Here is a 22,742-nt window from a genome sequence, read left to right as displayed (position 1 = left end):
ATGGCCGAACGCTACCCCCAACACAACCTCCGCCCCGACGACATCGCCGTCTACGACCCCCACGCCGGCGCCCTGCGCACCGACCGCGCCGTCACCGCCGCCATCACCGCAGCCCAAACCAACGGCGCAACCATCCACACCAACACCCCCATCAACACCATCACCGAAACCCCCGACGGCGTCCTCATCACCTCCGGCAACAAAACCTGGACCTTCGAAAACGCCATCATCGCCTCCGGCGGCTGGTCCCAACGCCTCATGCCCGACTACCTGAAGGCGGCAACCCAGACCAAACGGTGCTTCCTCTCCTGGTTCGTCGCCAAAGACGCATCGGAATTCTCGCCGAAGAAGTTCCCCGTCTTTATCCGGATTTCCGGGGACCGCTCCATGTATGGGGCACCCGCCGTGGACGGCGCCACAGTCAAGGCAACCCTTGACGGCCGGGGAGCGCCAACCCCGGACCCCAACGCCGTGCCCAGGGACCTCAGCGCAGCTGAAATCTCAGAAACCACCGAAACTGTCACCGAGTTCTTCCCCGGACTGTTCCCCACCATCGTCCGCTCAGACGCCTTCCCGGACCTCTTCACCACAGACGGCAACCCCCTGCTCGGCCGGTTCCACGAAGGAAGCAGAATCTACTGCGCCACCGGCTTCTCAGGCGGCGGCTTCAAAAACGCCACCGGCTACGGCGAAATCGCCGCCAACGAAGCCCTCGGCAAGCGCACCTTCGACAGCCTCAACTTCGCGCGCCCCCAACGGTACAAGAGCGTTCAACGCGGCCATCCCAGGAAAGGTGACTCCCACATGGCCTCGTCCCCGATGTGGGCGTCAAGGGTAACGAAATCCAATACTGTCTAAGAAAAGCAATCGGCAAAGAGTGAAGTGAGGGAAGAGCAATGGCGGCACCGGAAGGATTGTTTGTACTGGAGGGAAGACCCACGGCGCAGCTGATCGCGGATCAGCTGCGGGAACAGATTGTCCAGGGGATCTTCCGCCCTGGCGAGCAGATCAATGAATCGGTCTTGGCAGGGCAGCTACGCACGTCAAGGGGCCCTGTCCGTGAGGCGTTGCAGCGGTTGTCCCAAGAGGGCATCCTGGTCAGCCATCGCAACCGCGGGGTGTTCGTCCTGGAACTTTCAGACGACGACGTCAGGGAGATCTACACGGTCCGCAAGGCTGTGGAATCAACTGCGGCAGACGCACTGCTGGATGCAGGGCAGGAACAGGTTAAGGACACCTGCCAGGCATTGAAGGCCATCATTAGAGACATGGCGAAGCAGGTTGCCGTGTCGGACTGGCAAGCAATTGCCAGGCTGGATATGCAGTTCCACACTACTTTCGTGGCCGGGGCGGGCAACACGCGTTTGATCCGGATCTACAACACCCTGGCTGCGGAATCGAGGATGTGTATCCTCAATCTGGCCGTTGCGTACCCCCGAATTGATGCCTTGGTGCAGGAGCACCAGAACCTCCTGGACCTTCTGGAGGCCGGCGACCGGGAAGAACTCCACAAAGCCATCGAACGCCACATGCAAAAGGCTGTCGAGGATCTCACCGCCAATCGGGACAAGACGGAGATCACCGCATAAGAACCGATGCGGGACAACTCGCAAAAAGGAAGGCCAGATCCATTGGATCTGGCCTTCCTTTTTGGTCGGGTTCAGCGGGGGAATGAACATCCTGAATCACTCAACTCCTAGCAATTGTCAACAATCGACGATAGACTGGAGGGCGATTACCCTCGGAAGTGCTGCCAGGGCCGGCAGCAGGCCTACCCCGACTACACCCACCAGCAACCTCGCACCACATGAATTCGAAAGGCAGAAAGTTATGCGACAAAGCCGTCGTGCAGCTACGTGGACAGCCCTCCAGCGCGGAGACGTCGTTAATCTCAACCGGAACGGCGTCGAGTGCCACCGGGGTTTCGTAGACGATCGAACCGAGGATGGCAGGACCATCTGGGTCATAGACAAGATCGGTCACCGTCGGATGTTCCATATCGAGGATGACTACGACCTGATGGTCCCGTCAGCGGGTGCTGCCTAAGTACTCCCCTGCTCTGGAATCCTCGCGCAGGCTGGAGTAGCGTCGTTACGACAAAGCGGCGCCCGGCAGCGGTTGGCTTGATCGTCCCGCAAGCCGGCGGTGATACAACAAAGGGGCCGGCATGGCTGGTTGGAACGCTGACACTGCAGCGGGACCCGTAGGGGCAGGGACGATCACCTTGGTGGAAGGCACATCCTTCTGCATCTCCTCGCCCAACGGGGACATCCACCCCGAATTTCCACACGGCGTCTTCTTCCAGGACACGCGCATTGTGTCCCGCTGGAGCATCACTCTCGATGGCCTGTCGCTCGAACCCCTGGCTGCCGAGACGAAGGAGCCGTACAGGGCCCTGTTCGCGGGCCGGGCAACCCGCCGGGACGGGTATGCGGACAGTCCGGTGATCGTGGAGCGCCTCCGGGAGGTGGGTGCAGGCATCCAGGAACACATCACTGTCCGCAATCATGGAATCGAACCTGTCCAATGTGTTCTGGCCGTACGCGCCGAAGCGGACTTCGCGGATCTTTTCGAGGTCAAGGAAGCCCGCATCCAGCGGCGTTGGGAGGAAATCCGGGAAGTTGACGGTGACTCGCTGAGCATCAGTGCTACCTGGCAGGACATCCGAAAGGGCCTCCGCGTCCAGGCCCCCGGTGCTGATGTCACGATGGACGCGTTGACATACAGCCTGACCATCGAGCCGCACGGCCAGTGGAGCACTGTCCTTACCGCCGTTCCTACCGGCGCTGACCCAGCCAACCCAGCGCCGCCGTCGTTCATTCACCCTGACGGTGACGGGTTATCCCCGCGCGACCGCCGCAGGCAGGAATGGGTGGCGAAAATTCCAAAACTGCACATGGGCAACCAGTCCATAGAACGGACCCTGCGCCGGAGCTATGACGATTTGGGCGCGCTCCGGATCGAGGATCCGAACCATCCTGAGCGGGTTGTGGTGGCCGCCGGCGCTCCCTGGTTCATGACCCTGTTTGGCCGGGATTCCCTGTGGGCATCGGAGATGTCCATGCCAGTGGACCCCTCACTTGCCCTGGGCACCTTGCAAACCCTGGCCGACCGTCAGGGAAAAGTGGTGGATCCGATCAGCGAGGAGGAACCGGGAAAGATCCTGCACGAGGTCAGGCTCGATGTCTCCAGCGGCCTTTCACTCGGCGGAAAGCACATCTACTACGGCAGCGTCGATGCCACCCCGCTGTTTGTGACGATACTTGGAACCGTGAGCCGCTGGGGTTTCGCCCGGGACACCATCGCCGCGCTGCTGCCCCATGCGGACCGGGCACTGGACTGGATCCGCAACTATGGCGACAAGGATGGCGACGGATTCGTTGAATATGAGCGGCTCAACCCCCAAGGCCTCCTCAACCAGGGCTGGAAGGACTCCTGGGACGGAATCAACTTCGCAGACGGCCGAATGGCGGAGCCACCCATTGCGCTGTGCGAGGTGCAGGCTTATGTCTACGACGCCTACATGGCGCGTTCCTGGATAGCATTCGACGCCGGCGACGAGGCTTTGGCAACCCGCCTGGCCGATGACGCCGCCCGGCTGAAGAAGCGGTTCAACGAACAGTTCTGGCTGCCAGAACGCGGTTACTACGCTATCGCCCTGGACGGCAAGAAGAGACCTGTCGATGCGTGTGCGTCCAATATGGGGCATTGCCTCTGGGTCGGCCTCATAGACGAGGACAAAGCGCCGCTTGTGGCCGAACGGTTGCTGTCCCCGGAAATGTTCAGCGGCTGGGGCGTGCGCACTCTGGCCAGCGATATGGGTGCCTACAATCCTGCGAGCTACCACAATGGCTCAGTCTGGCCTCATGACAACGCGGTCATTGTGGCCGGACTCATGCGGTACGGCTTCGTGGCAGAGGCCCAGCGGATTTCCACTGCCCTGCTGGAGGCGGCCGAATATTCAGGCGGGCGGTTGCCGGAACTGTTCTGCGGCTTCAGCCGCGAGCAGTTCGCTGAACCCGTACCTTATCCCACGGCGTGCTCGCCTCAAGCGTGGGCAGCGACAACACCCATCCAGCTCGTGACGAGCCTGATGCGGTACGACACCCATGTTTCGCGTGGCGGATTCTGGCTGGACCCTGCACTCCCGGATTCCTACGGCGACTTGCACATCACCAACGCCCCCATAGGCGGCGGCCGCATCACCATCGACATCATCAATTCCGAACCATCCGTCCAAGGACTTCCTGAAGGAATGGTTTTCCACCAGGGTCATCGCCCTTGGTTGACTGAACTCGTGGAGGAGGCCGGGCTGCGGCTGAAAGGCGGCCCAGGCAACCAAGACGGCCGGCGTCCGCCAACAGCGCCGTAAACAGTCCTCCCAGATGCGCAGGTGCTGCCAGGGGCAAACATTCCAATTGCCCGCGGGATCGAGGAAAATGGCGCCATGGCGATCGTGGTGCGCCCGGCAACGAAGTTCGAGGACGTCAAAGCGGTGGTTGGCCCCAAGCGGCCGGACGCCAACGTGTGCTGGTGCCTGAGCTACCGCATTCCGTCGAAGCAGAACCTTGAGCTTCACGGCACCGAACGCGGCGACCTCGTGAAGAAACTGGTGCGGCAGGATCCGCCGCCCGGAGTGTTGGCCTACGACGGCGACGACGTCGTAGGCTGGGCGGCTGTCCACCCACGCTCGGATACCAGCTTCGCCCGAAACCGCCGGATCCCGCACGTAGACGACCTTGAAGTGTGGTCCGTGTGGTGCATCCGAGTCCGGCCCGGGCACCGGGGTGGGGGCATCTCACACCACCTCCTGAAGGGGGCCGTTGACTTTGCCCGCAGCTACGGGGCACCCGCCATCGAGGGGTATCCAGTGGACAACCGCGGCAGCAAAGTGGACCTGACTATGGCCTATGTGGGCACCCGCAAGCTGTTTGAACGGGCCGGGTTTACCAAGGTGGCCGATACGGAGTCAGTGCTCAACGGATTCCCGCGCGTGGTGATGCGCCTGGACCTGCGCTGACCCGACTCAACTGTACTGGTCAGTGCTTCTTACGCCAGTGCTTGGGCCAGTCCCTATCCATGAGCCACAGCGCCAGGAGAAGCGCGTCCGTGGTGATGAGGAATCCGATGAGGTACGCCCAGCCTGTCATCCAGCTCACGGCAATCTCCTGACCCTGGTTAGCCCCAGCCACTCGATTGACCTCAAGTGTGGCACGGAAAGAGCCAGGATGGAACGGCTGCCGTTGAGCCGGGAAAAGCGTTGCCCCGGGTGCAGCTATGCGGGCCGCAATGCGCCGCTGCCGGCGGCGTGGAAGAGCGCTGCCAGGCGGCCGTGTGCCTTGGTTTCCAAGCTGAGGCGGTGGGTGAGCTTTTCGACCCTCTCGGAGAGTTCGGCGCCCACCGGCAGGCGATCTCCGGGCCAACTGGAGGACTCCTTGGAGTCAGCCAAAGCCTCTGCAAGCGCGTTGGCCGCGGCCCGGACCTTGAGCGAGTGGAAGTACAGGCGCAACAATGCCCGGCTCTTGTCCATCCCCGCGCTCAGGAGTCCCCGGGTCCGTGACGGACGGTCCACTGGTTCGTCCCCGATGCTGATATTTCCCATGTGGCTTCCCCGCTTTCCGCAAGCCGTCCAACTTCCGGGCCGGATCCGGGAAGCGTCCGGCGGAAGCTACTGCCTGTTTTGAGTGTCCCGGGCATTCCTCAACGTCTGCCTAAGCCAATGCCAAGATTTGCTCAAGATCAGCCGAGCAGGACGTCGTGCGACGGGTCTGACGGAAACTTGCACGGATTAACTTGGGAGTGAGGCACGTGACAATGCCTGACTCGCCTTAATACGGTAGAAGTAGAGCTATGCCTTCCACGCCCGATATTCGCCGCGCCGTTGTAATAGAGGACGATCCGGACATCCGTGGGCTGCTGGTTCGGATCCTGACTAAGCAGGGCTTCGAGGTCTCTGAAGCCGAGTCCGGCCTGCCGGGCGTGGAACTGGTCAGGAACGTCAAACCGGACCTGGTCACCCTGGACTTGAACCTCCCAGATCTGGACGGCCTTGAGGTCTGCAAGCTCCTGCGCGAATTCTCTGACGCCTTCATCGTGATGCTCACCGCCCGGGCCGACGAACTGGACAAACTCACGGGGCTGGACAACGGCGCAGATGACTACATCAGCAAGCCCTTCAGTCCCCGGGAACTCCAGTCCCGGATCAACGCGCTGTTCCGGCGCCGCCTGTCCCCCAGCGCGGACACAGCCGCCCGCAGCGAGCTTGAGCGCGCCACCGAGGTCCAGCAGAGCCTCCTGCCCAAGGAGGACGTCGTGGTGCAGGGCTACGACCTCGCTGGCGTCTTCCGCCCGTCCCGCAGCGTGGGGGCGACTTCTACGACTGGTACCGAACCCCGGACGGGCTCCACCTGACCTTCGCCGATGCCATGGGCAAGGGCATGGGCGCAGCGCTCATCGCCGCCACGGTCCGCGCGGTGATGCGGTCCATGGGCCACCGACAGGACCTGGACGGAGCCTTCGCATCGGCCAGCCAGGCCATCGCCACGGACCTTGATTCGTCCAACTCGTTCGTCACCCTGTTCCACGCACGCCTTGACGCGGCGTCGGGCAATGTCAGCTATGTCGACGCCGGTCATGGGCTCGCGCTGCACGTCACGGCAGGCGGTGGTGTCCACCGGCTTCCCTCCGGAGGTCCGCCCGTGGGTGCATGGGCCGGGAGCGCCTGGCCGCAGTTCTCCCTGGACCTGGCTCCCGGAGACTCACTGGTGGTGGTGAGCGACGGGGTCCTGGACGTTTTTGACTCCGTGGAGGCCTTCACCGGGGCGGTGCTGGCCGCGGCGCATGGGCAGGACTCCGCCCAGTCCGCCAGCGACGCCATCCTCGCCCTCGCCCCCGCGGAGTCCGCCGAGGACGACGTCACGGTGGTGGTGGTGAGGCGCCTGCTGGAAGACTCCGCGGCGTGAGCCGCTTCTGGACCCGCCTGATGGTGGTCCTGACCGTCATCTTCGGCCTGAACTATGTGGCCTGGCGCTGGGTGGCGTCGCTGAACTGGGACGCCTGGTGGATCGCAGTCCCGCTGGTGGCGGCGGAGACGTTCAGCCTGATCGACGTGATGCTGTTCGGCATGACCGTGTGGAAACTGAAGATCCGCAAAGGGGCCCCGGTGCCGCCCAGCGATGCCACAGTTGACGTCTTCATCACCACGTACAACGAAGACCTGGACATGGTCATGACTACCGCCCTGGCGGCCCAGCGGATCCGGCACCCGCACAGCACATGGATCCTTGACGACGGCGCCCGGCCCGGGCTCAAGGCCCTCGCCGAAGAGCATGGCCTGGGCTACGTGACGCGCAGCGAGGACTGGACAGCCAATGTTCCGCGCCACGCCAAGGCTGGCAACCTGAACAACGCCCTGATGGTCACGCACGGCGAATTCCTGCTCATCCTGGACGCCGACCAGATCCCCGAGCCGGACATCCTGGAGAAAACCCTCGGCTACTTCAATAACCGCCGGGTGGCCCTCGTCCAGACCCCGCAGTACTTCAGCAATGTTCCCGCGGATGATCCCTTGGGCAGCCAGGCCCCGCTGTTCTACGGTCCCATCCAGCAGGGGAAGGACGGCTGGAACGCAGCCTTCTTCTGCGGCTCCAACGCCATCCTGCGCCGCGAGGCGCTGATGCAGCTGGGCCTGGTGGGCTACGTCAAGGAAACCGAGAAGAGTATCCGGCGCGCGCTCGCGGCATCGCGCTCCGCCATCAGCAAGGCCCGGAAATCGGCCGACGTCGGCACTCCCCTGGTGGCCGACGTGCTGGACGAGGTCGCGGCCGCCACCCGGCAAGCGCAGGAGCAGCTGGAAGCGGGTGAACCGCTGAGTGAGATCACGTACCGCGTGCGCCGCCGCGTCGACGCGGCCGTGCAGACACTGGTCCAGGCGGACGTCTCCGCCCTCCAGGCTGACCTCGAAGAGATTGCCGCCATGGAGCTGGCACACGTGGGCGACGCCGGGGTTCCGGTAGTGGCCGATGACGCCGTCCAGCGCATGTCGGCCCGGGACTGGTCTCCCTTGGGCGCACTGGAATCCGTTCAGGCCGTCCTGGACGCCCTGAACGTGGAACGGAACGACGAAGCGCAACCGGTCATGCCCCTGGCCACCATCTCCGTGACCGAGGATATGGCCACAGCCATGCGCATGCACGCCATGGGCTGGGAGAGCGTCTACCACCACGAAATCCTGGCCTACGGCCTGGCGCCCGAGGACCTGAAGACCATGCTCACCCAGCGCCTCAGGTGGGCACAGGGGACCATCCAGGTCCTGCTCCGTGAAAACCCCCTCGTCCAGAAGGGTCTGAAGATCGGCCAGCGGCTGATGTATTTTGCCACCATGTGGACCTACCTCAGCGGATATGCGGCGGTCATCTACTTCGCCGCCCCCATCATCTACCTGCTGCTGGGCATCCTGCCGGTCACCAGCCTGAGCTGGGACTTCTTCGTCCGGTTCATTCCCTTCATGATCGCCAACCAGTTGCTGTTCGCTGTGGCCGGCCGCGGAATCCCCACCTGGCGTGGACAGCAGTACAGCCTCGCGCTGTTCCCCACGTGGATCAAGGCGTGTTCGACGGCGGCCCGGAACGTCTGGTTCGGCCGGCCCCTGGGATTCGCCGTCACCCCCAAGGCGCGGCAGGCCGGAGGGCCCGGCTGGAGCCTGATCCGACCGCAAATCATTGTGTCCGCGCTCCTGGCGGTTGCCGCCGTCGTGGGCATTATCCGGCTCGCCAGCGGATTGGCCGAGCCGCTTGGCACGTTAGTGAATGTGGCCTGGGTTATTTTTGACTTGGCGGTCATGAGCGTCCTGGTTCGCGCCGTTTTGTATCAGGGGTACCAACCCGCTGTTGGCCTAGAGGCTGGAGAGAGGAAACCCAATGGAGTTTAGTTACGAGGTCAAGGATTCGTACGCGGAGGTCAAGGCAGACGGACGGCTGAATATGGTGTCCGCCCCCAAGCTCCGGGAATTCGTCACCGATGTGATCGCCGGCGGTTCCTCCCGGATCGTGGTGAACCTGGAGAATACGGCATTTATGGACTCCTCCGGCCTCGGCGCCCTGATCGGCTGCCTCAAGGCGGCCCGGCAGGCGGGCGGCGACCTTCGGATCGCAGCCGTGCAGCCGCAGGTGAAGATGGTGCTGGAACTGACCAGCATGGACCGCGTCCTGACCTCCTACGCTTCCGCCGAAGAGGCGTTCAGCAATGACTGAGGTCTTGGCTCACCGGAGCTTCCATGGGTTGGCTGATGCCGAGGCCATCGAGTCCGTCCACAACGAGCTGGACGGCCTCTGGGAGGACGCCCCTTTGGTCCAGGCCGTGGACCAGATGACGTTTACCACGGCCGTCATCGAATCGGCGTCCAATATCGTCCAGCACGCTGAGCCGGCCAACGCGGAAAAGCCGGTAGAACTGGGTGTGGACATCAGTGTCCAGCCCGCGCTCCTTCGCGCCAGGGTCAGTGCCTTTTATGCGAAGCCGCCTTTCGGCCCGATGGAGCCGGGAACGCCCGACGACGACTCCGAATCCGGGCGCGGGCTGGCCCTCATCCAGGCGCTGGTCACCACTGTGACGTTCGAACGGCAGGACGGCACCAATACGTGGGTCCTCACCAGGACATCCCAGGACTGAAGGCGTCCCGGTTCGGATTCATATAGCTCTCCAAGGGCTCCGGCGGCGTGAGCCCGTATTCCTGCAGGCCAAGCCTCTCTTGACACCACGCACACTGTCGACTTCAATATTACGTATGCTGAAATAACAGTTCCATGATGCGGAAGCTTCGTTTTGAAAGCCGCCGGAAAGCCGGTCCTCCGCATAGCCGTCACCATGGATGCCAGCATTTGCAATGAGGAACCAGCCAGCATGAAGCTTGCCGAATTCAACAGCGCGGACACGGCCGTGGCCGCCGACGCCCTGAAACCCTGCATCGACGTCCAGCGCTGGATTGAGGCCATCACCGCGGCACGCCCTTTCAGCTCCCGGGCAACACTCCTGGACTTTGCCGCCCAAGCCGCTGCACCCTTCACCGCTGCCGAGGTTGAAGCCGCCATGGCACACCACCCCCGCATCGGCGAACGGCCAACGGCCAACACAGCCGAGGCATCCATGTCCCGCTCGGAGCAGTCCGGCGTGGACCCTTCGGACAACGGGACCGCCGCGGCGCTGGCTGCCGGAAACCGCGCCTATGAGGAAAAGTTCGGCAGGGTCTTCCTGATCCGCGCCGCCGGACGGACTGCCCCCGAAATCCTGGCCGCACTCAACACCCGGCTCAGCAATTCGCCGGCCGAGGAAGATGCCATAGTCGCCCAGCAACTGCGCGAAATCGCGCTGCTGCGCCTTGAAGGAGTGATCAGCGAATGAGCGTTTCCCATGTCACCACCCATGTCCTGGACACCGGTGCCGGACGTCCGGCGGCGGGGGTCGCCGTCGTCCTTTCACAGCACGACGGCGGCACTTGGCATCAGCTCGCCGCCTCCGCAACGGATGCGGACGGCCGCGCCAAAGACCTCGGTCCAGAGCAACTGGCACCCGGGCGCTACCGGCTCAACTTCGGCACCGGTGAGTACTACGCCGCCCTCGGCACGGCCACGTTCTTCCCCGAAGTGGACCTCGTCTTCGAGGTGACCGGCGCGGAGCACTACCACGTGCCGCTGCTGCTGAGCCCGTTCGCGTATTCCACCTACCGCGGCAGCTGATCCCTCCGCTGGCCGGGAGCCTTCGACGCAATTGCGTCACTTTTGGCAGGGCTGGGCACCGGCGCGCTGGAATGGCGGAGGCCGGCGTGCTGGTGCGGGCCAAAAGTCACGCATTCCGGTTGTGAACTCCCCCCCTTCCGGCCCGCAGTAGGCTTGATGGCATGGCTTTTGAAGAAACCCCCGCTGAACGGCGCGAAATCACCGTCCGCCGGGCACCTAAATATGTGCCCTTCCTCATCCTCGGCGGCCTCGTCGGCGTCGTGGTGGCTGCCGTGATCGCCTACGGGCTCCCCGGCGACGAGAGCTTTGACCGCGGGTCTGTTTTTGGGTTCTTCCTGGTCATGTTCGGCGCCGGCGGGGCGATCCTAGGCGCTGTCACGGCCCTTCTGCTGGACCGGCGGAGCGTCAAACGCCAGCAGCGCGCCATCGTAGAAGCCGTCCCCGACTCGGAACCCGACGACGGCGCAGCGCCGTAGTCGCCAGTGCAGCACAAGCACAGGCACAACCGCGCCGCCAGTCACAAACGCCGCCGCGGAAAAGTCTTACCCCATGTCGTGAGATAATCGACCAGTGGCACGCGGCGATGGAAAACTTTCTCATGATCTTCTCCCTGGCGAAAAAGGCCCTCAGGACGCTTGTGGCGTCTTCGGGGTCTGGGCACCAGGTGAAGAAGTAGCAAAACTCACCTATTACGGGCTGTATGCACTGCAGCACCGCGGTCAGGAGTCGGCTGGTATTGCTACCAGCGACGGCAAGCGGATCAACGTCTATAAGGACATGGGGCTCGTTTCCCAAGTCTTCGACGAAACCACGCTGAACACCCTGACCGGGCACCTGGCAGTGGGACACTGTCGCTACTCCACCACCGGAGCCAGCCACTGGGCCAACGCCCAGCCCACCCTCGGGGCTACCAGCACCGGCACCGTGGCGCTGGCGCACAACGGCAACCTGACCAACACCGCCGAACTCAACACCATGATCCTGGAACGCAACGGCGGCCAGCTCAGCGGCGAAATGAAGCAGGGCAACACCTCCGATACTGCGCTGGTTACGGCGCTGCTCGAAGGCGAAGAGGGCAAGACCCTCGAACAGACCGCCATCGAGCTCCTGCCCAAGATCAAGGGCGGCTTCTGCTTCGTGTTCATGGACGAAGGCACCCTTTACGCCGCACGCGACACCTACGGCATCCGTCCCCTGGTCCTGGGCCGCCTGGAACGCGGCTGGGTTGTCGCCTCCGAACAGTCCGCCCTCGCCACCGTGGGCGCAAGCTTCATCCGCGAGATCGAGCCCGGCGAGTTCATCGCCATCGATGAGGACGGCGTCCGCTCACAGCGCTTCGCCGAGGCCACGCCGGCCGGCTGCGTTTTCGAATACGTCTACCTCGCCCGTCCGGACGCCGCAATCGCCGGCCGCTCCGTCTACGAGTCCCGCGTTGAAATGGGCCGTCAACTGGCTCGCGAGAACACCCAGGAAGCGGACATCGTCATCCCCGTGCCGGAATCGGGAACACCCGCGGCCGTGGGCTATGCCGAAGAATCCGGCATCCCGTTCGCGCACGGCTTCGTCAAGAACTCCTACGTGGGACGCACGTTCATCCAGCCCTCGCAGACACTGCGCCAGCTCGGCATCCGGCTCAAGCTCAACGCCCTGGAATCCGTCATCCGCGGCAAGCGCGTTGTGGTGGTGGACGACTCCATCGTGCGCGGCAACACCCAGCGGGCCATCGTGCGGATGCTCCGGGAAGCGGGCGCCGCGAGCGTCCACATCAAGATCTCCTCCCCGCCCGTGAAATGGCCCTGCTTCTACGGCATCGACTTCGCCTCACGGGCGGAGCTGATCGCCAACGGCGCCACGATCGAGGAAATCACCCAGGCTATTGGGGCCGACTCCCTCGCGTACATCTCCGAAGACGGCATGATCAACGCCACGCGCCAGCCACGCGAACGCCTCTGCACGGCCTGCTTCACGGGCAAGTACCCCATCGAGCTCCCGGGCTCGGACAAGCTGGGCAAGAACCTGCTGGAGCGTACCGACCTCGGCGGCCTCACGCCGTCGCCCTCTGCCCTCCCGGGCGCCACTGCCGCCCTGACTGTTTCCTCCGTCGACGACGCCGAGGATCCGGCCGGGAAAGCCGGCGCCACGGGCTGCGACCCTGGGCCGGACGCCGAGTTCGAAAACCTGCTGACCGAAGCCGACCTTGTGCCAGACGTACACGCCACCACCATCGGCGCTGACAAGAAAGAGTCCGTATGACTTCCGCAACCCCCGCCGCCGCCAACGCTTCAGACAGCGCCGCGGGCATCACCTATGCCTCCGCCGGTGTTGACGTCGAAGCCGGCGACCGCGCCGTCGAGCTGATGAAGGGTGCCGTGAAGGCCACCCACAACTCCTCCGTGATCGGCGGTGTCGGCGGCTTCGCCGGGCTGTACGACGTCTCCAGGCTGCTGACCTACAAGCGCCCACTGCTGGCCACGTCCACCGACGGCGTAGGTACCAAGGTTGCCATCGCGCAGGCCATGGACATCCACGACACCATCGGCTTTGACTTGGTGGGCATGGTGGTGGACGACATCGTGGTGGTCGGTGCAGAGCCGCTCTACATGACCGACTACATCGCCTGCGGCAAGGTTGTTCCCGAACGCATCGCCGACATCGTCCGCGGCATCGCCGCAGCTTGCTCCGTGGCCGGCACCGCCCTGGTGGGCGGCGAGACCGCCGAGCACCCCGGCCTGCTGGGCGAACACGAATACGATGTCGCCGGTGCAGCCACCGGTGTTGTCGAAGCCTCTGAACTGCTGGGCCCGGACCGCGTCCGCGCCGGCGACGTGGTGATCGGCATGGCCTCCTCCGGCCTGCACTCCAACGGCTACTCGCTGGTCCGCCGCGTCATCAACCACGCCGGTTGGGCACTGGACCGCCAAGTCTCAGAACTTGGCCGCACCCTGGGTGAGGAACTGCTGGAGCCCACGCGCGTCTACGCCGCCGACTGCCTGGACCTCGCCCGCGCGTTCCCCGTGAACAGCGCACATGCCGTACACGGTTTCAGCCACGTCACCGGCGGAGGCCTCGCCGCCAACCTGGCCCGCGTGCTTCCGCAGGGGCTCGTAGCCACCGTGGACCGCGCCACCTGGGAACTGCCCGCCATCTTCAAGCTGGTTTCCGAGCTGGGCAACGTCCCGCTGGCTGATCTGGAGCGCACCCTGAACCTGGGTGTGGGCATGGTGGCCATCGTGTCCGCCGAGGCTGCCGACGCCGCCGTGGCCCGCCTTAACGACCGCGGCCTGCCGTCCTGGATCATGGGCACCGTCACGGCCGACTCGGACTCCATCCTCAAGTCCGGCCCGGACTACGTCCAGGGCGCCAAGGGCGTGGACGGCGGCGCTGTCCGCCTGGTCAACGCCTACGCCTAAGCCCCTCATCGAGTGCTCCCACCGGTCCCTAGCCTCCAGGCTCGGGCCGGTGTGGAGCACTCGGTGCGTTAAACCTCCAGCAGGCTAAAAACGCCGCCCTGCGGATCCTTGAGGGTGGCCGTGGCCCCGGGGGCGTCGGGGTCTGAGACGTCGGGTTCGATCAGTACGTCGGCCCCGGCCGCCACTGCCTTTCGTACCGTTTCGGCGACGTCGGTGGCACCGAAGTAGATCTGCCAGCCGGCCTCATCCTCAGCCGCGGCTATCCCGGCCACCTCCGCACCGCCCACCATGAGCGTGGTGTACGTGCCGCCGTCGTCCTGGGGATACTCGGTGACCTCGTGGCCGAAGAGCTGCTGGAAAAATCCGACGGCGGCCTGCGGCTCGGGCGTGAGCAGTTCCGCCCACGAGAGCGCACCGGGTTCGTTGTAGCGTTCGGCGCCAGTATGCGTCCCTGGCTGCCAGACGCCCGTGGTGCCGCCACCAGGCGGATCAACGAAGACCATCACCCCGGTGTCAGCCACCTGCTCAGGACCAAACTGGACTGCGCCACCGAGGCGTGTCGCTTCTTCCGCTATTGCCTTGGCGTCGTCTGCCGCCAGGTAGATGTTCCACTGCGCGTTGGTGCCCAGGGACTCCTGATGCGGGTTCTGCGGGGCGATCGTGGCCACAAGATCCTCGCCCAGGAAGGCTTTGGCATAGCTCCGGCCATCGGGCGTGGGCAGATCCTCGAAACGCCAGCCGAAAACCGCGGCATAGAAGTCTTTGGCCGCGGCAACATCACGGGTCTGGACATCCGCCCAGCAGGGCTCACCATGCCGGTACGTAGGTGAACTGGAGTTTTCGGACATGGAGGTCCTTTCGCGGTGACAGCGGTGGGGTAGGTCCCCCTGGGTCGACACCACCAGTCAACACCAAAAAGCCCGTTGCCTGCACCGGTATCCGGTTCAGGCAACGGGCCCAATAAATGAGGTCAGCACAGAATGGCTGAGGTTAACTCTGTAAATCACGAGACACCACGGGGTCCGTCCGGATCCTGGGTGCTGCTCAAGAAGCGCTGTACTGACGGATAGGATGCGGCATCCGATCGTACTGCGGCGTCGCGGGATCCGGGCGCCTTGCGGCTACGCCGGCCTGTGACAACTAGCCGATCCGACGGCTGTCTACGTCGTCGTCGTCTTCTTCCAAATCGTCCGCGTACTTATCCACATAAGCCGAATAATCCGGTTCAACCGGTTCATTCGCGAAATGGCTCGTGGCACGACTGCCCGGACCCGTCAGCTCACGCTGAAGTGCCGAATAGTCAGTGTTCGGGGAGTAGTACTTAATATCCCGAGCCTGCTTGGTAGCTTTTGCCTTTTGACGGCCGCGCCCCATGGCGTGACCCCCTTTTGTACTTGGACCGGAGGTGGTCACCTTGGCTATCGGTGAGGCCCCGGAATGTTTGGTCAATTTGTCGTACACCTAGATTACATGCTTTCGGCAGCCCATGCTTGCCAGCAGCCGCCCCCGGACGGCATGTCGGGGACGCCGATCGCGCCGAACAACAGGGTTCCCGGGTTTTTTGTTCGATAGAGTCGCTTCATCAACTGCTGAACACCGGCCACAGACCGGGGTTATCAACCAAGGCAACGCAGGAGGGTGCACTTCAGTGAACCAAAAGGACGGCGCCACAGGACCTGCGGGCGAAGGCGAGGATTTCGCTGCCAGCCGAACGGCGCGCCCGCCCAAACCCGTAGTGCCTCCCACTGCAGGCCTGCCACAAGTGCCTCCCCCGGTGCCGCCCAACATTCCACTCCCGGACATGCCGCCGCCGCCCCCTTCCCGCCAGCCGCGGCGTATCGGGCCGATCGTCCTGAAGACCGTTTTTGTCCTGGTCCTCGTTGGTGTGGTGGGATCCCTGATCTGGTTGGCGCTGTGGCTCAGCGAGAACGCACGGAACAGCGGAGATTCGGGCTCAAACGCTGCAGGAGTCATGGAAATTTCGCCTACAGCGCCAGCGAGCCCACTCCCGCTGCCTCGGGACGGCGTGCCACCGGCGGACTTCCAGCTCGGTGACTGCTTCAAGGATTTCGATCCTGAGGCACTGAAGTCGAGCGTGGTGGCTTGCGACACCGGCCACTCGGCACAGCTCGTGGCCATCTACCGCTATCCGTCCGGTGACTCCTATCCGGGCGCCGAAACCCTCAAGGCCAAGGCGCTGGAGGCATGCCAGGCCGCCAAGCTTGCTCCAGCAGCCAATGACTTCACGCTGAATTTCCAGCGGGCCTATCCCAGCACCACCAGCTGGGAATCCGGCGACCGCCGGGTGGACTGCTACGTCACATCGCCCGGCGGGAACGTCATCACTGCCAGCGTGCTCCCCTGACTGCGGGGCGTTCCCCTGTTAAATCCCAACTAAGTAGCAGCAGATGTCGTTTTGAGGGCTCAAAACGACATCTGCTGCTACTTAGTTGGGTAAGGGGAGCGCGGCCGGGCCTACGCCTTCCGCCGGACCACCAGGCCTGTGCCGGCGGGAGCGCCGCCGTCGGACCCGGACAGAGCCTCCAGCCCCTCGATGGTGAGTTCATCGACGTCGGCCGCAGTGTCCACCAGCACGGTGTCGCCATCGGCGATGTCGCCGGACAGGATGGCCTTGGCCAGGCGGTCGCCGATCTCCCGCTGCACCAGCCGACGCAGCGGCCTGGCGCCATAGGCGGGATCAAAGCCGGACATGGCCAGCCATGCTCGGGCGCCCTCGCTCACCTCAAGGGTGAGCCGGCGCTCATGCAGCCGCCCGCCCAGTTCGGCAACCTGCAGTTCCACGATCCGGGCCAGCTCCTCCACGGACAGGGCGTCGAACAGCACCACTTCGTCCAGTCGGTTCAGGAACTCCGGCTTGAAGGACGCGTTGACGGTGGCCATCACGGCATTCCGCTTCGCCTGCGCGTCCAGGGTCTGGTCCACCAGGAACTGGCTGCCCAGGTTCGAGGTCAGCACCAGGATGGCGTTGCGGAAGTCCACGGTGCGGCCCTGACCGTCGGTGAGGCGGCCGTCGTCGAGTACCTGCAGCAGGATGTCGAACACTTCCGGGTGGGCCTTCTCCACCTCGTCCAGCAGGATTACGGAGTACGGCCGGCGGCGGACGGCTTCGGTGAGCTGGCCGCCTTCCTCGTAACCGACGTAGCCCGGAGGCGCGCCCACCAGCCGGGCCACCGAGTGCTTCTCGCCGTATTCGGACATGTCGATCCGCACCATGGCCCGTTCGTCGTCGAACAGGAAGTCAGCCAATGCCTTGGCGAGCTCGGTCTTTCCCACGCCGGTGGGGCCCAGGAAAAGGAACGAGCCAGTGGGCCGGTTGGGGTCGCTGATCCCTGCCCGGGCACGTCGCACGGCGTCCGAAACAGCGGCCACAGCCTTGGACTGGCCGATCAGCCGCCGTCCGAGTTCCTCCTCCATGTGCAGCAGCTTCTGGCTCTCACCCTGCAGCATGCGGCCGGCGGGAATGCCGGTCCAGGCGGAAATCACTTCGGCGATGTCGTCCGCCGTGACCTGCTCGGCCACCATCTGGGCCGGCTTGTCCGTCACCTCGGCCTCAGCCGCTGCGGCGGCGTTCAGTTCGCGCTCCAGCGCCGGAATCTCGCCGTAGAGCACGCGCGATGCCGTCTCCAGGTCACCTTCGCGCTGGGCTTTGTCGGCAGTGGACCGGAGTTCGTCCAGCTTGGCCTTCAGGTCCCCCACCCGGTTGAGGCCTGCCTTCTCGGCCTCCCAGCGGGCGTTGAGGGCATCCAGCGCTTCAATCTTGTCCGCTTTGTCCGCGCGGAGGGCCACCAGACGCTCCACCGAGGCGGCGTCCTTCTCGTTCTCGAGGGCCAGTTCCTCCATGGTGAGCCGGTCCACGGCACGCCTCAGCTGGTCAATCTCCTCCGGCGCGGAGTCGATCTCCATTCGCAACCGCGAGGCGGCTTCATCCACCAGGTCGATGGCCTTGTCCGGCAGTTGGCGGCCCGAGATGTAGCGGTTGGACAACGTGGCGGCGGCGACCAAGGCGGAGTCTGCGATGGTGACCTTGTGGTGCGCCTCGTAGCGTTCCTTCAGGCCGCGGAGGATGCCAATGGTGTCCTCTACGCTGGGTTCGCCCACGTACACCTGCTGGAACCGGCGCTCCAGCGCGGGGTCCTTCTCGATGTTCTCGCGGTACTCGTCCAACGTGGTGGCGCCGATCAGCCGGAGTTCGCCCCGGGCCAGCATTGGCTTGAGCATGTTGCCCGCATCCATCGAGGACTCGCCCGTGGCTCCGGCGCCCACCACTGTGTGGATTTCGTCGATGAACGTGACAATTTGCCCCTCGGAGTTTTTGATCTCCTCAAGGACAGCCTTGAGCCGCTCTTCGAATTCACCGCGGTACTTGGCCCCCGCAACCATGGAGGCGAGGTCCAGGGCGATCAGGGTTTTGCCGCGCAGGCTTTCGGGGACGTCGCCGGCCACGATCCGCTGCGCCAGGCCTTCAACGACGGCGGTCTTGCCCACGCCGGGCTCGCCGATGATGACGGGGTTGTTCTTGGTACGGCGGCTCAGGACCTGGATGATGCGCCGGATCTCGGTGTCGCGGCCGATCACCGGGTCCAGCTTGCCGGACCGCGCCATCGCCGTAAGGTCCGTGCCGTACTTCTCCAAGGACTGGAAGGTGTTCTCCGGGTCCGGGCTGGTCACTTTTCGGTCTCCGCGGACACCCGGCAGGGCGGCGAGCAGCGCCTCATGGGAGGCCCCGGCGTCGCGCATTAACCGCCCGACGGCGTCACTTCCGGCTGAGAGCCCGAGCAACAGGACTTCGGTGGAGACGAACGTGTCCCCGAGCCTATCGGCCTCGTTCTTGGCGTTCTGGATGGCCTGCAGGGCGGGGCGGGACAGCTGCGCCTGCTTGGTGGACCCGCCGGACGTTGCCGGCAGCGCTTTGATGGCACTGCTCGCCTGGACGCTGACGGCGTCCGGGTCAGCGCCGGTGGCACGCAGAAGGGCGACGGCGACGCCCTCCCGCTGATCCATCAGCGCCTTGAGCAGGTGGGCGGGTTCCACCTGCGGATTTCCTGCAGTTGAGGCGTTCATGGCTGCCGTCGAAAGAGCCTCCTGGCTCTTGGTGGTGAATTTGACGTCCAAAGAGAGCTCCTTCCGGGATCTTGCATTTAGCTAAGTTGAGTCTACTACGCTCAACTTTGAGGGATGCCGCTCTGACGCGGTTTTTTGCCCACAGCGAACCACGGGAGCAACCGACGCCCAAGGTTCCACAAACGGTTACCCCTGCACTGTATCCCCGCAATGGGGACCAACCCTAGGATCGAGGTTGTGACCGGGGGCCAGGGTCCTCCGGCGCACCGGAGCGGAGGTTTTACCATGAAGAAATTTGCTGTTCTTTACCTCGCACCCCAGTCGGCCCAGGCCCAGATGGCGCAGAGCACACCGGAAGCGGCCCAAGAAGGCATGAAGGCCTGGACGGAATGGGCGGACCGCGCCGGCAGCGGCATCGTGGACATGGGAAGTCCTCTGGGGGAAGGCCGGGAGATCACCGCCACCGGAACTTCGGCACCCAATGGCACAGGCCATATTGGCGGATATGGCATCATCCAGGCCGAAGACCTGGACGGCGCACAGGCCCTCCTGGACGGCCACCCACACCTCATGATGCCTGGGGCCAGCATCCAGGTCTACGAATTCCTTGACCTGCCCGGCATGTAGCGGACCCGGGGTTAAACATCCCGGGCGGGTGACTCCCCCAAGGAGCCACCCGCCCGAGGGTCTGCATGCGCCGATCGGCTCAGCTCAGTGGATGGACCGGCCATGGTGTGCGGCGGATCCACAAGAGATATTACTCGCCGCAGTGAACTGTGTCACGCAAAATGACAAAAGCAGTCAATGGCTTGCGGGGGAGTTACTGGTAGCCGGCGGCGGGGGTCTGCTCCACGTAATTGATGACCAGGAACTCCCCCGCCGGGACGAGTTCCACATACCACCGGGTGGGCTTGTCCCCTTCCTCCCAGTTACCGCCGGAAGGGCCGCCGGCAACTGGCTTGAGAACGGCGTCGAACTTCAGGAAGGTGCCGTTGTCCGTAGAGCTTGAATCGATCTCCTTCAACAATTCGAAGGTGCCGCGCCGTGCTGCGCCGGGTTCCAGTGCCAATGCTCCCTGCAGGGTCTGGGCGTTCATCCGTCCGACGGTGCTGAAATACTGCTGCCACGCCACGTCGGTGTGACTGGTGAATAGGGTGGTGGCGTACGCCTCGGCGTTTGCTGCCGCGAGGCTGTCCACGCATTCGCGCGGGACCGTGCCACCCGCCTGCCAGGTGGACAATACCTCTGACCCCGCGTTCAGCCACGCCCCATAGGAATTCAGCACGCCTCCGATGGCTTCCTTTGGCGTGCCCTGGGGAATCCGGACCGGCAGGACGTCCTCCCGCCCCAGGAACGGGCAGTTAGGCGGAAGCAGCGAGATTGGGGTGGCCGGCACCGGAACGGGCGGCGGGGGTGAGGGAAAGAGGCTGCACCCTGCCAGTCCCGCCGCGAGCAAAAGCCCGGCGCCCGCCGTCGTAATTTTCCTGCTTCGTATGTTCAACTGCACTCCCCCATTTGCGGCCGACAAGGCTGAACCGGCGCTGACCAGCCTAGCCAAGTCCGCAGCCCGCAGGTTCAGCCCACGGGATGATCTCAGGCCGGGTAAATGGTGACCGCTGCGGCTTTGACCACGAAATACACGTGCAGGCCGGGGACGAGGCCCAGGTCCGCCGCGGCTTCCGGTGTGACGTCGGCGCTTAACCGCCCGCCGTCACCGGCCCGGACCCTGATCCGATCGCCATACGGCTCAAGGTCGGTCACTGTGACGGCAAAGGAGTTGCGCGGGCTCCCGTGCGCCGCAGTAAGGAAAACGGAAACGGCCGACGGCGGAAAGACCGCCACCCCGGGTTGGCCTGCAGGCAGTTGCCCGGGCAGTTCGTCGTGCTGGCCATAGATCTCCAGGTCGCCAGCCAGTAGCCCATGACCGGCCAGGGTGCCGGATACGAGGTTCAGGCCAGCCAGTCCGGCAGCGAAACGGCTCCTGGGCGACTGCAGGATCTCGCGGGTGGGACCATGCTCAGCAATCCGGCCGTTTTCGAGGATCATGACCCGGTCCGCCAGCATCAGGGCGTCCAGGACGTCGTGGGTGATGATGATGGCGCGGCGCCCCGCCAATACGCGCTTCAGTAAGCGCCGAAGCAGGGGGGCGGCATGGATGTCCAGCGCGGCCATGGGTTCGTCCAGGAGCAGGAGCCCGGGATCCGTGGCGAGCGCCCGGGCCACGGCAACGCGTTGGGCCTGGCCGCCGGACAGCTGCGCCGGGCGGCGCGACTGCAGTTCGATAGCCTCGACTTCGGCCAGCCACCGCAGGGCGGACTTCCTGGCGTCGCGCCTCGGAACGCCGGCGCTGCGCGGGCCGAAAGCCACATTCTCCAGGACGCTCAGGTGCGGGAAAAGCAGCGGTTCCTGGGCCAGCAGGGCGGTGCCCCGGCGATGCGGGGCGGTCCATTGGCCGCGCCCGCTTTCGAGGCTGAACAGGGTTTTTCCGTCCAGTTCGCCTTCGCCGGAGTCCGGATGCAGCAGGCCGGCGACGATGTTCAGGAGGGTGGATTTGCCCGCACCGTTCGGGCCCATGATGGCCACGGTTTCGCCCGGCAGCAAGCTGAGGGACACGTCGAAGCCGCGGGCGGCCACGGCTGCCTGGACCGAAAACGTCACGTAACACCACCGCCGCTGGCGTGGGCCGCCGTCGGGCTTTCCCTGCCTGCCGAGGTACTGTCGCCGGAACGCGGCCTGCGGTAGGCAAGTGCCACCACGGCCGCCGCAACCGCCACCAGCACCAAGGAAAGGGCGACGGCGGCATCGGCGTCCGTCTCGCGCTGCAGGTAGATTTCCAGCGGCAGGGTCCGGGTCACACCCTGCAGGCTTCCGGCGAACGTGAGGGTAGCGCCGAACTCGCCCAGGCTGCGGGCAAAGGACAGGACCGCCCCGGAGGCGAGGCCCGGCAACACGAGCGGAATGGTGACGCGGCGCAGCACGGTGGTGGGCCGGGCACCCAGCGTTGCGGCCACTGCTTCGTAGCGGTTCCCGGCTGTGCGCAGGGCACCCTCGAGGCTGACCACGAGGAACGGAAGGGCCACAAAGGTCTGGGCGAGGACCACCGCCGTTGTCGAGAATGCGATCTGGACTCCGGCGACTTCCAGTGTCCTGCCCAGGAGGCCCTGCCGTCCGAAGGTGTACAGGAGCGCGATGCCGCCTACCACCGGCGGGAGGACCAACGGGAGCAGGACGAAGGAGCGGAGCAGGCCCTGCCCCGGGAAGCGCCCGCGGGCCAAAACCAGCGCCAGCGGCACACCCAGCACCAGGCACAGCGCCGTACTGGCCGCGGACGTCCGCAGGCTCAGGCCGAGGGCAGTCAACGACGATTCCGAGGTGACGAGGGGGATGAACTGCGGCCAGTTGACCTTGGCCACCATTGCGGCGAGCGGCAGCAGGACGAAGAGCCCGCCGGCCGCGGCAATAGCGTAGATCCAGCGCGGGACGCCGCCGTACCCGCTGCTCCTGGCCTGTGCCATGG

Annotated in this window: 22 protein-coding genes and 1 pseudogene; 16 read left to right on the top strand and 7 right to left on the bottom strand. The window is 64.8% G+C overall.

The features are described from left to right. From ACFC25_RS16560 to ACFC25_RS16540, 5 genes are all read left to right on the top strand, one after another. Window positions 1-858 (top strand): FAD-dependent oxidoreductase (locus ACFC25_RS16560; protein WP_376047023.1); only part of this gene is annotated, 858 nt, incomplete at its 5' end. A 38-nt stretch (window positions 859-896) separates the two neighbouring features. Further along, window positions 897-1,589 carry a GntR family transcriptional regulator gene (locus ACFC25_RS16555; protein ID WP_337347319.1) on the top strand — a complete coding sequence of 231 codons (693 nt, stop codon included), beginning with the start codon at window positions 897-899 and terminating at the stop codon, window positions 1,587-1,589. Between the two features lie 241 nt (window positions 1,590-1,830). Further along, the gene (locus ACFC25_RS16550; protein WP_337347320.1) at window positions 1,831-2,046 is read left to right on the top strand and encodes a hypothetical protein; all 216 of its coding nucleotides are present in this window, start codon (window positions 1,831-1,833) and stop codon (window positions 2,044-2,046) included. 121 nt (window positions 2,047-2,167) lie between these two features. Continuing rightward, window positions 2,168-4,372, top strand: a complete 2,205-nt coding sequence (locus ACFC25_RS16545; RefSeq protein ID WP_337352105.1) for a glycogen debranching N-terminal domain-containing protein — start codon at window positions 2,168-2,170, stop codon at window positions 4,370-4,372. 75 nt (window positions 4,373-4,447) lie between these two features. Next, the gene (locus tag ACFC25_RS16540; protein ID WP_337352104.1) at window positions 4,448-5,020 is read left to right on the top strand and encodes a GNAT family N-acetyltransferase; all 573 of its coding nucleotides are present in this window, start codon (window positions 4,448-4,450) and stop codon (window positions 5,018-5,020) included. Between the two features lie 255 nt (window positions 5,021-5,275). Here the strand turns inward: ACFC25_RS16540 and ACFC25_RS16535 are convergent, their stop codons facing one another. Further along, window positions 5,276-5,602, bottom strand: a complete 327-nt coding sequence (locus tag ACFC25_RS16535) for a hypothetical protein (protein ID WP_337347323.1) — start codon at window positions 5,600-5,602, stop codon at window positions 5,276-5,278. Between the two features lie 248 nt (window positions 5,603-5,850). On the opposite strand from ACFC25_RS16535, the pseudogene ACFC25_RS16530 reads away from it, so the two are divergent. The 9 genes and pseudogenes from ACFC25_RS16530 (at window position 5,851) to purM (ending at window position 14,143) form a co-directional block, all read left to right on the top strand. Next, window positions 5,851-6,962 (top strand): annotated as a pseudogene (locus ACFC25_RS16530) (PP2C family protein-serine/threonine phosphatase). Next, window positions 6,959-8,929, top strand: a complete 1,971-nt coding sequence (locus ACFC25_RS16525; protein ID WP_376047017.1) for a glycosyltransferase family 2 protein — start codon at window positions 6,959-6,961, stop codon at window positions 8,927-8,929. Before ACFC25_RS16530 ends, ACFC25_RS16525 begins: the two are co-directional and overlap by 4 nt. Beyond that, a complete protein-coding gene (locus tag ACFC25_RS16520) occupies window positions 8,919-9,251 on the top strand; it encodes an STAS domain-containing protein (protein ID WP_111909217.1) in 333 nt (110 codons plus the stop codon). Before ACFC25_RS16525 ends, ACFC25_RS16520 begins: the two co-directional genes overlap by 11 nt. Beyond that, window positions 9,244-9,669 (top strand): ATP-binding protein, encoded by a 426-nt coding sequence (locus tag ACFC25_RS16515; protein ID WP_376047014.1) that lies wholly within the window; start codon window positions 9,244-9,246, stop codon window positions 9,667-9,669. The genes ACFC25_RS16520 and ACFC25_RS16515 overlap by 8 nt, the downstream gene beginning before the upstream one ends. A 231-nt stretch (window positions 9,670-9,900) precedes the next feature. After that, window positions 9,901-10,398 (top strand): 2-oxo-4-hydroxy-4-carboxy-5-ureidoimidazoline decarboxylase, encoded by a 498-nt coding sequence (gene uraD, locus ACFC25_RS16510; protein WP_376047011.1) that lies wholly within the window; start codon window positions 9,901-9,903, stop codon window positions 10,396-10,398. Further along, window positions 10,395-10,733 carry a hydroxyisourate hydrolase gene (uraH, locus tag ACFC25_RS16505; RefSeq protein ID WP_337347328.1) on the top strand — a complete coding sequence of 113 codons (339 nt, stop codon included), beginning with the start codon at window positions 10,395-10,397 and terminating at the stop codon, window positions 10,731-10,733. Before uraD ends, uraH begins: the two co-directional genes overlap by 4 nt. 161 nt (window positions 10,734-10,894) lie before the next feature. Then, entirely contained in the window at window positions 10,895-11,209 is a 315-nt protein-coding gene (locus ACFC25_RS16500; protein WP_337347329.1) for a hypothetical protein, read from the top strand. Between the two features lie 94 nt (window positions 11,210-11,303). Continuing rightward, the gene (gene purF / locus ACFC25_RS16495; protein WP_376047006.1) at window positions 11,304-12,986 is read left to right on the top strand and encodes an amidophosphoribosyltransferase; all 1,683 of its coding nucleotides are present in this window, start codon (window positions 11,304-11,306) and stop codon (window positions 12,984-12,986) included. Then, window positions 12,983-14,143 (top strand): phosphoribosylformylglycinamidine cyclo-ligase, encoded by a 1,161-nt coding sequence (gene purM, locus ACFC25_RS16490; protein WP_337347331.1) that lies wholly within the window; start codon window positions 12,983-12,985, stop codon window positions 14,141-14,143. Before purF ends, purM begins: the two co-directional genes overlap by 4 nt. Window positions 14,144-14,211: 68 nt before the next feature. Here the strand turns inward: purM and ACFC25_RS16485 are convergent, their stop codons facing one another. Together ACFC25_RS16485 and ACFC25_RS16480 are read right to left on the bottom strand one after the other, a co-directional pair. Continuing rightward, window positions 14,212-14,991 (bottom strand): VOC family protein, encoded by a 780-nt coding sequence (locus ACFC25_RS16485; protein ID WP_376047002.1) that lies wholly within the window; start codon window positions 14,989-14,991, stop codon window positions 14,212-14,214. Between the two features lie 292 nt (window positions 14,992-15,283). Beyond that, on the bottom strand, window positions 15,284-15,517 hold the full coding sequence (locus ACFC25_RS16480) for a DUF3073 domain-containing protein (protein ID WP_310165386.1): 234 nt from the start codon (window positions 15,515-15,517) through the stop codon (window positions 15,284-15,286). A gap of 274 nt (window positions 15,518-15,791) precedes the next feature. Here ACFC25_RS16480 and ACFC25_RS16475 point away from each other — a divergent pair, with 274 nt between their 5' ends. Continuing rightward, a complete protein-coding gene (locus ACFC25_RS16475) occupies window positions 15,792-16,508 on the top strand; it encodes a septum formation family protein (protein ID WP_376046999.1) in 717 nt (238 codons plus the stop codon). 110 nt (window positions 16,509-16,618) lie between these two features. Here the strand turns inward: ACFC25_RS16475 and clpB are convergent, their stop codons facing one another. Then, complete coding sequence (gene clpB, locus ACFC25_RS16470; RefSeq protein ID WP_376046996.1) at window positions 16,619-19,276, bottom strand: ATP-dependent chaperone ClpB; 2,658 nt, start codon at window positions 19,274-19,276, stop codon at window positions 16,619-16,621. A gap of 234 nt (window positions 19,277-19,510) precedes the next feature. Between clpB and ACFC25_RS16465 the strand changes: the two genes are divergently transcribed. Continuing rightward, window positions 19,511-19,852: a YciI family protein gene (locus ACFC25_RS16465; RefSeq protein ID WP_337347335.1), complete on the top strand. Its 342-nt coding sequence runs from the start codon at window positions 19,511-19,513 to the stop codon at window positions 19,850-19,852. Window positions 19,853-20,045: 193 nt separating this feature from the next. Here the strand turns inward: ACFC25_RS16465 and ACFC25_RS16460 are convergent, their stop codons facing one another. The 3 genes from ACFC25_RS16460 to ACFC25_RS16450 all read right to left on the bottom strand — a co-directional run bounded on the left by ACFC25_RS16460 (window position 20,046) and on the right by ACFC25_RS16450 (window position 22,740). Beyond that, a complete protein-coding gene (locus ACFC25_RS16460; RefSeq protein WP_376046993.1) occupies window positions 20,046-20,726 on the bottom strand; it encodes a hypothetical protein in 681 nt (226 codons plus the stop codon). Between the two features lie 92 nt (window positions 20,727-20,818). Further along, on the bottom strand, window positions 20,819-21,883 hold the full coding sequence (locus tag ACFC25_RS16455; RefSeq protein ID WP_376046991.1) for a sulfate/molybdate ABC transporter ATP-binding protein: 1,065 nt from the start codon (window positions 21,881-21,883) through the stop codon (window positions 20,819-20,821). Then, window positions 21,880-22,740 carry an ABC transporter permease gene (locus tag ACFC25_RS16450; RefSeq protein ID WP_376046989.1) on the bottom strand — a complete coding sequence of 287 codons (861 nt, stop codon included), beginning with the start codon at window positions 22,738-22,740 and terminating at the stop codon, window positions 21,880-21,882. The genes ACFC25_RS16455 and ACFC25_RS16450 overlap by 4 nt, the downstream gene beginning before the upstream one ends. Between the last annotated feature and the right edge of the window lie 2 nt (window positions 22,741-22,742).

Source organism: Pseudarthrobacter sp. NPDC055928 (genome assembly GCF_042270935.1).
Classification (GTDB): Bacteria; Actinomycetota; Actinomycetes; order Actinomycetales; family Micrococcaceae; genus Arthrobacter.
This window is presented reverse-complemented; position numbering and strand designations above follow the sequence as displayed.

Coding starts and splice junctions, on each gene's coding strand:
- ACFC25_RS16555 (WP_337347319.1), top strand. CDS start 897: ATGGCGGCACCGGAAGGATTGTTTGTACTGGAGGGAAGACCCACGGCG.
- ACFC25_RS16550 (WP_337347320.1), top strand. CDS start 1,831: ATGCGACAAAGCCGTCGTGCAGCTACGTGGACAGCCCTCCAGCGCGGA.
- ACFC25_RS16545 (WP_337352105.1), top strand. CDS start 2,168: ATGGCTGGTTGGAACGCTGACACTGCAGCGGGACCCGTAGGGGCAGGG.
- ACFC25_RS16540 (WP_337352104.1), top strand. CDS start 4,448: ATGGCGATCGTGGTGCGCCCGGCAACGAAGTTCGAGGACGTCAAAGCG.
- ACFC25_RS16535 (WP_337347323.1), bottom strand. CDS start 5,602: ATGGGAAATATCAGCATCGGGGACGAACCAGTGGACCGTCCGTCACGG.
- ACFC25_RS16520 (WP_111909217.1), top strand. CDS start 8,919: ATGGAGTTTAGTTACGAGGTCAAGGATTCGTACGCGGAGGTCAAGGCA.
- ACFC25_RS16515 (WP_376047014.1), top strand. CDS start 9,244: ATGACTGAGGTCTTGGCTCACCGGAGCTTCCATGGGTTGGCTGATGCC.
- uraD (WP_376047011.1), top strand. CDS start 9,901: ATGAAGCTTGCCGAATTCAACAGCGCGGACACGGCCGTGGCCGCCGAC.
- uraH (WP_337347328.1), top strand. CDS start 10,395: ATGAGCGTTTCCCATGTCACCACCCATGTCCTGGACACCGGTGCCGGA.
- ACFC25_RS16500 (WP_337347329.1), top strand. CDS start 10,895: ATGGCTTTTGAAGAAACCCCCGCTGAACGGCGCGAAATCACCGTCCGC.
- purM (WP_337347331.1), top strand. CDS start 12,983: ATGACTTCCGCAACCCCCGCCGCCGCCAACGCTTCAGACAGCGCCGCG.
- ACFC25_RS16485 (WP_376047002.1), bottom strand. CDS start 14,991: ATGTCCGAAAACTCCAGTTCACCTACGTACCGGCATGGTGAGCCCTGC.
- ACFC25_RS16480 (WP_310165386.1), bottom strand. CDS start 15,517: ATGGGGCGCGGCCGTCAAAAGGCAAAAGCTACCAAGCAGGCTCGGGAT.
- ACFC25_RS16465 (WP_337347335.1), top strand. CDS start 19,511: ATGAAGAAATTTGCTGTTCTTTACCTCGCACCCCAGTCGGCCCAGGCC.
- ACFC25_RS16450 (WP_376046989.1), bottom strand. CDS start 22,740: ATGGCACAGGCCAGGAGCAGCGGGTACGGCGGCGTCCCGCGCTGGATC.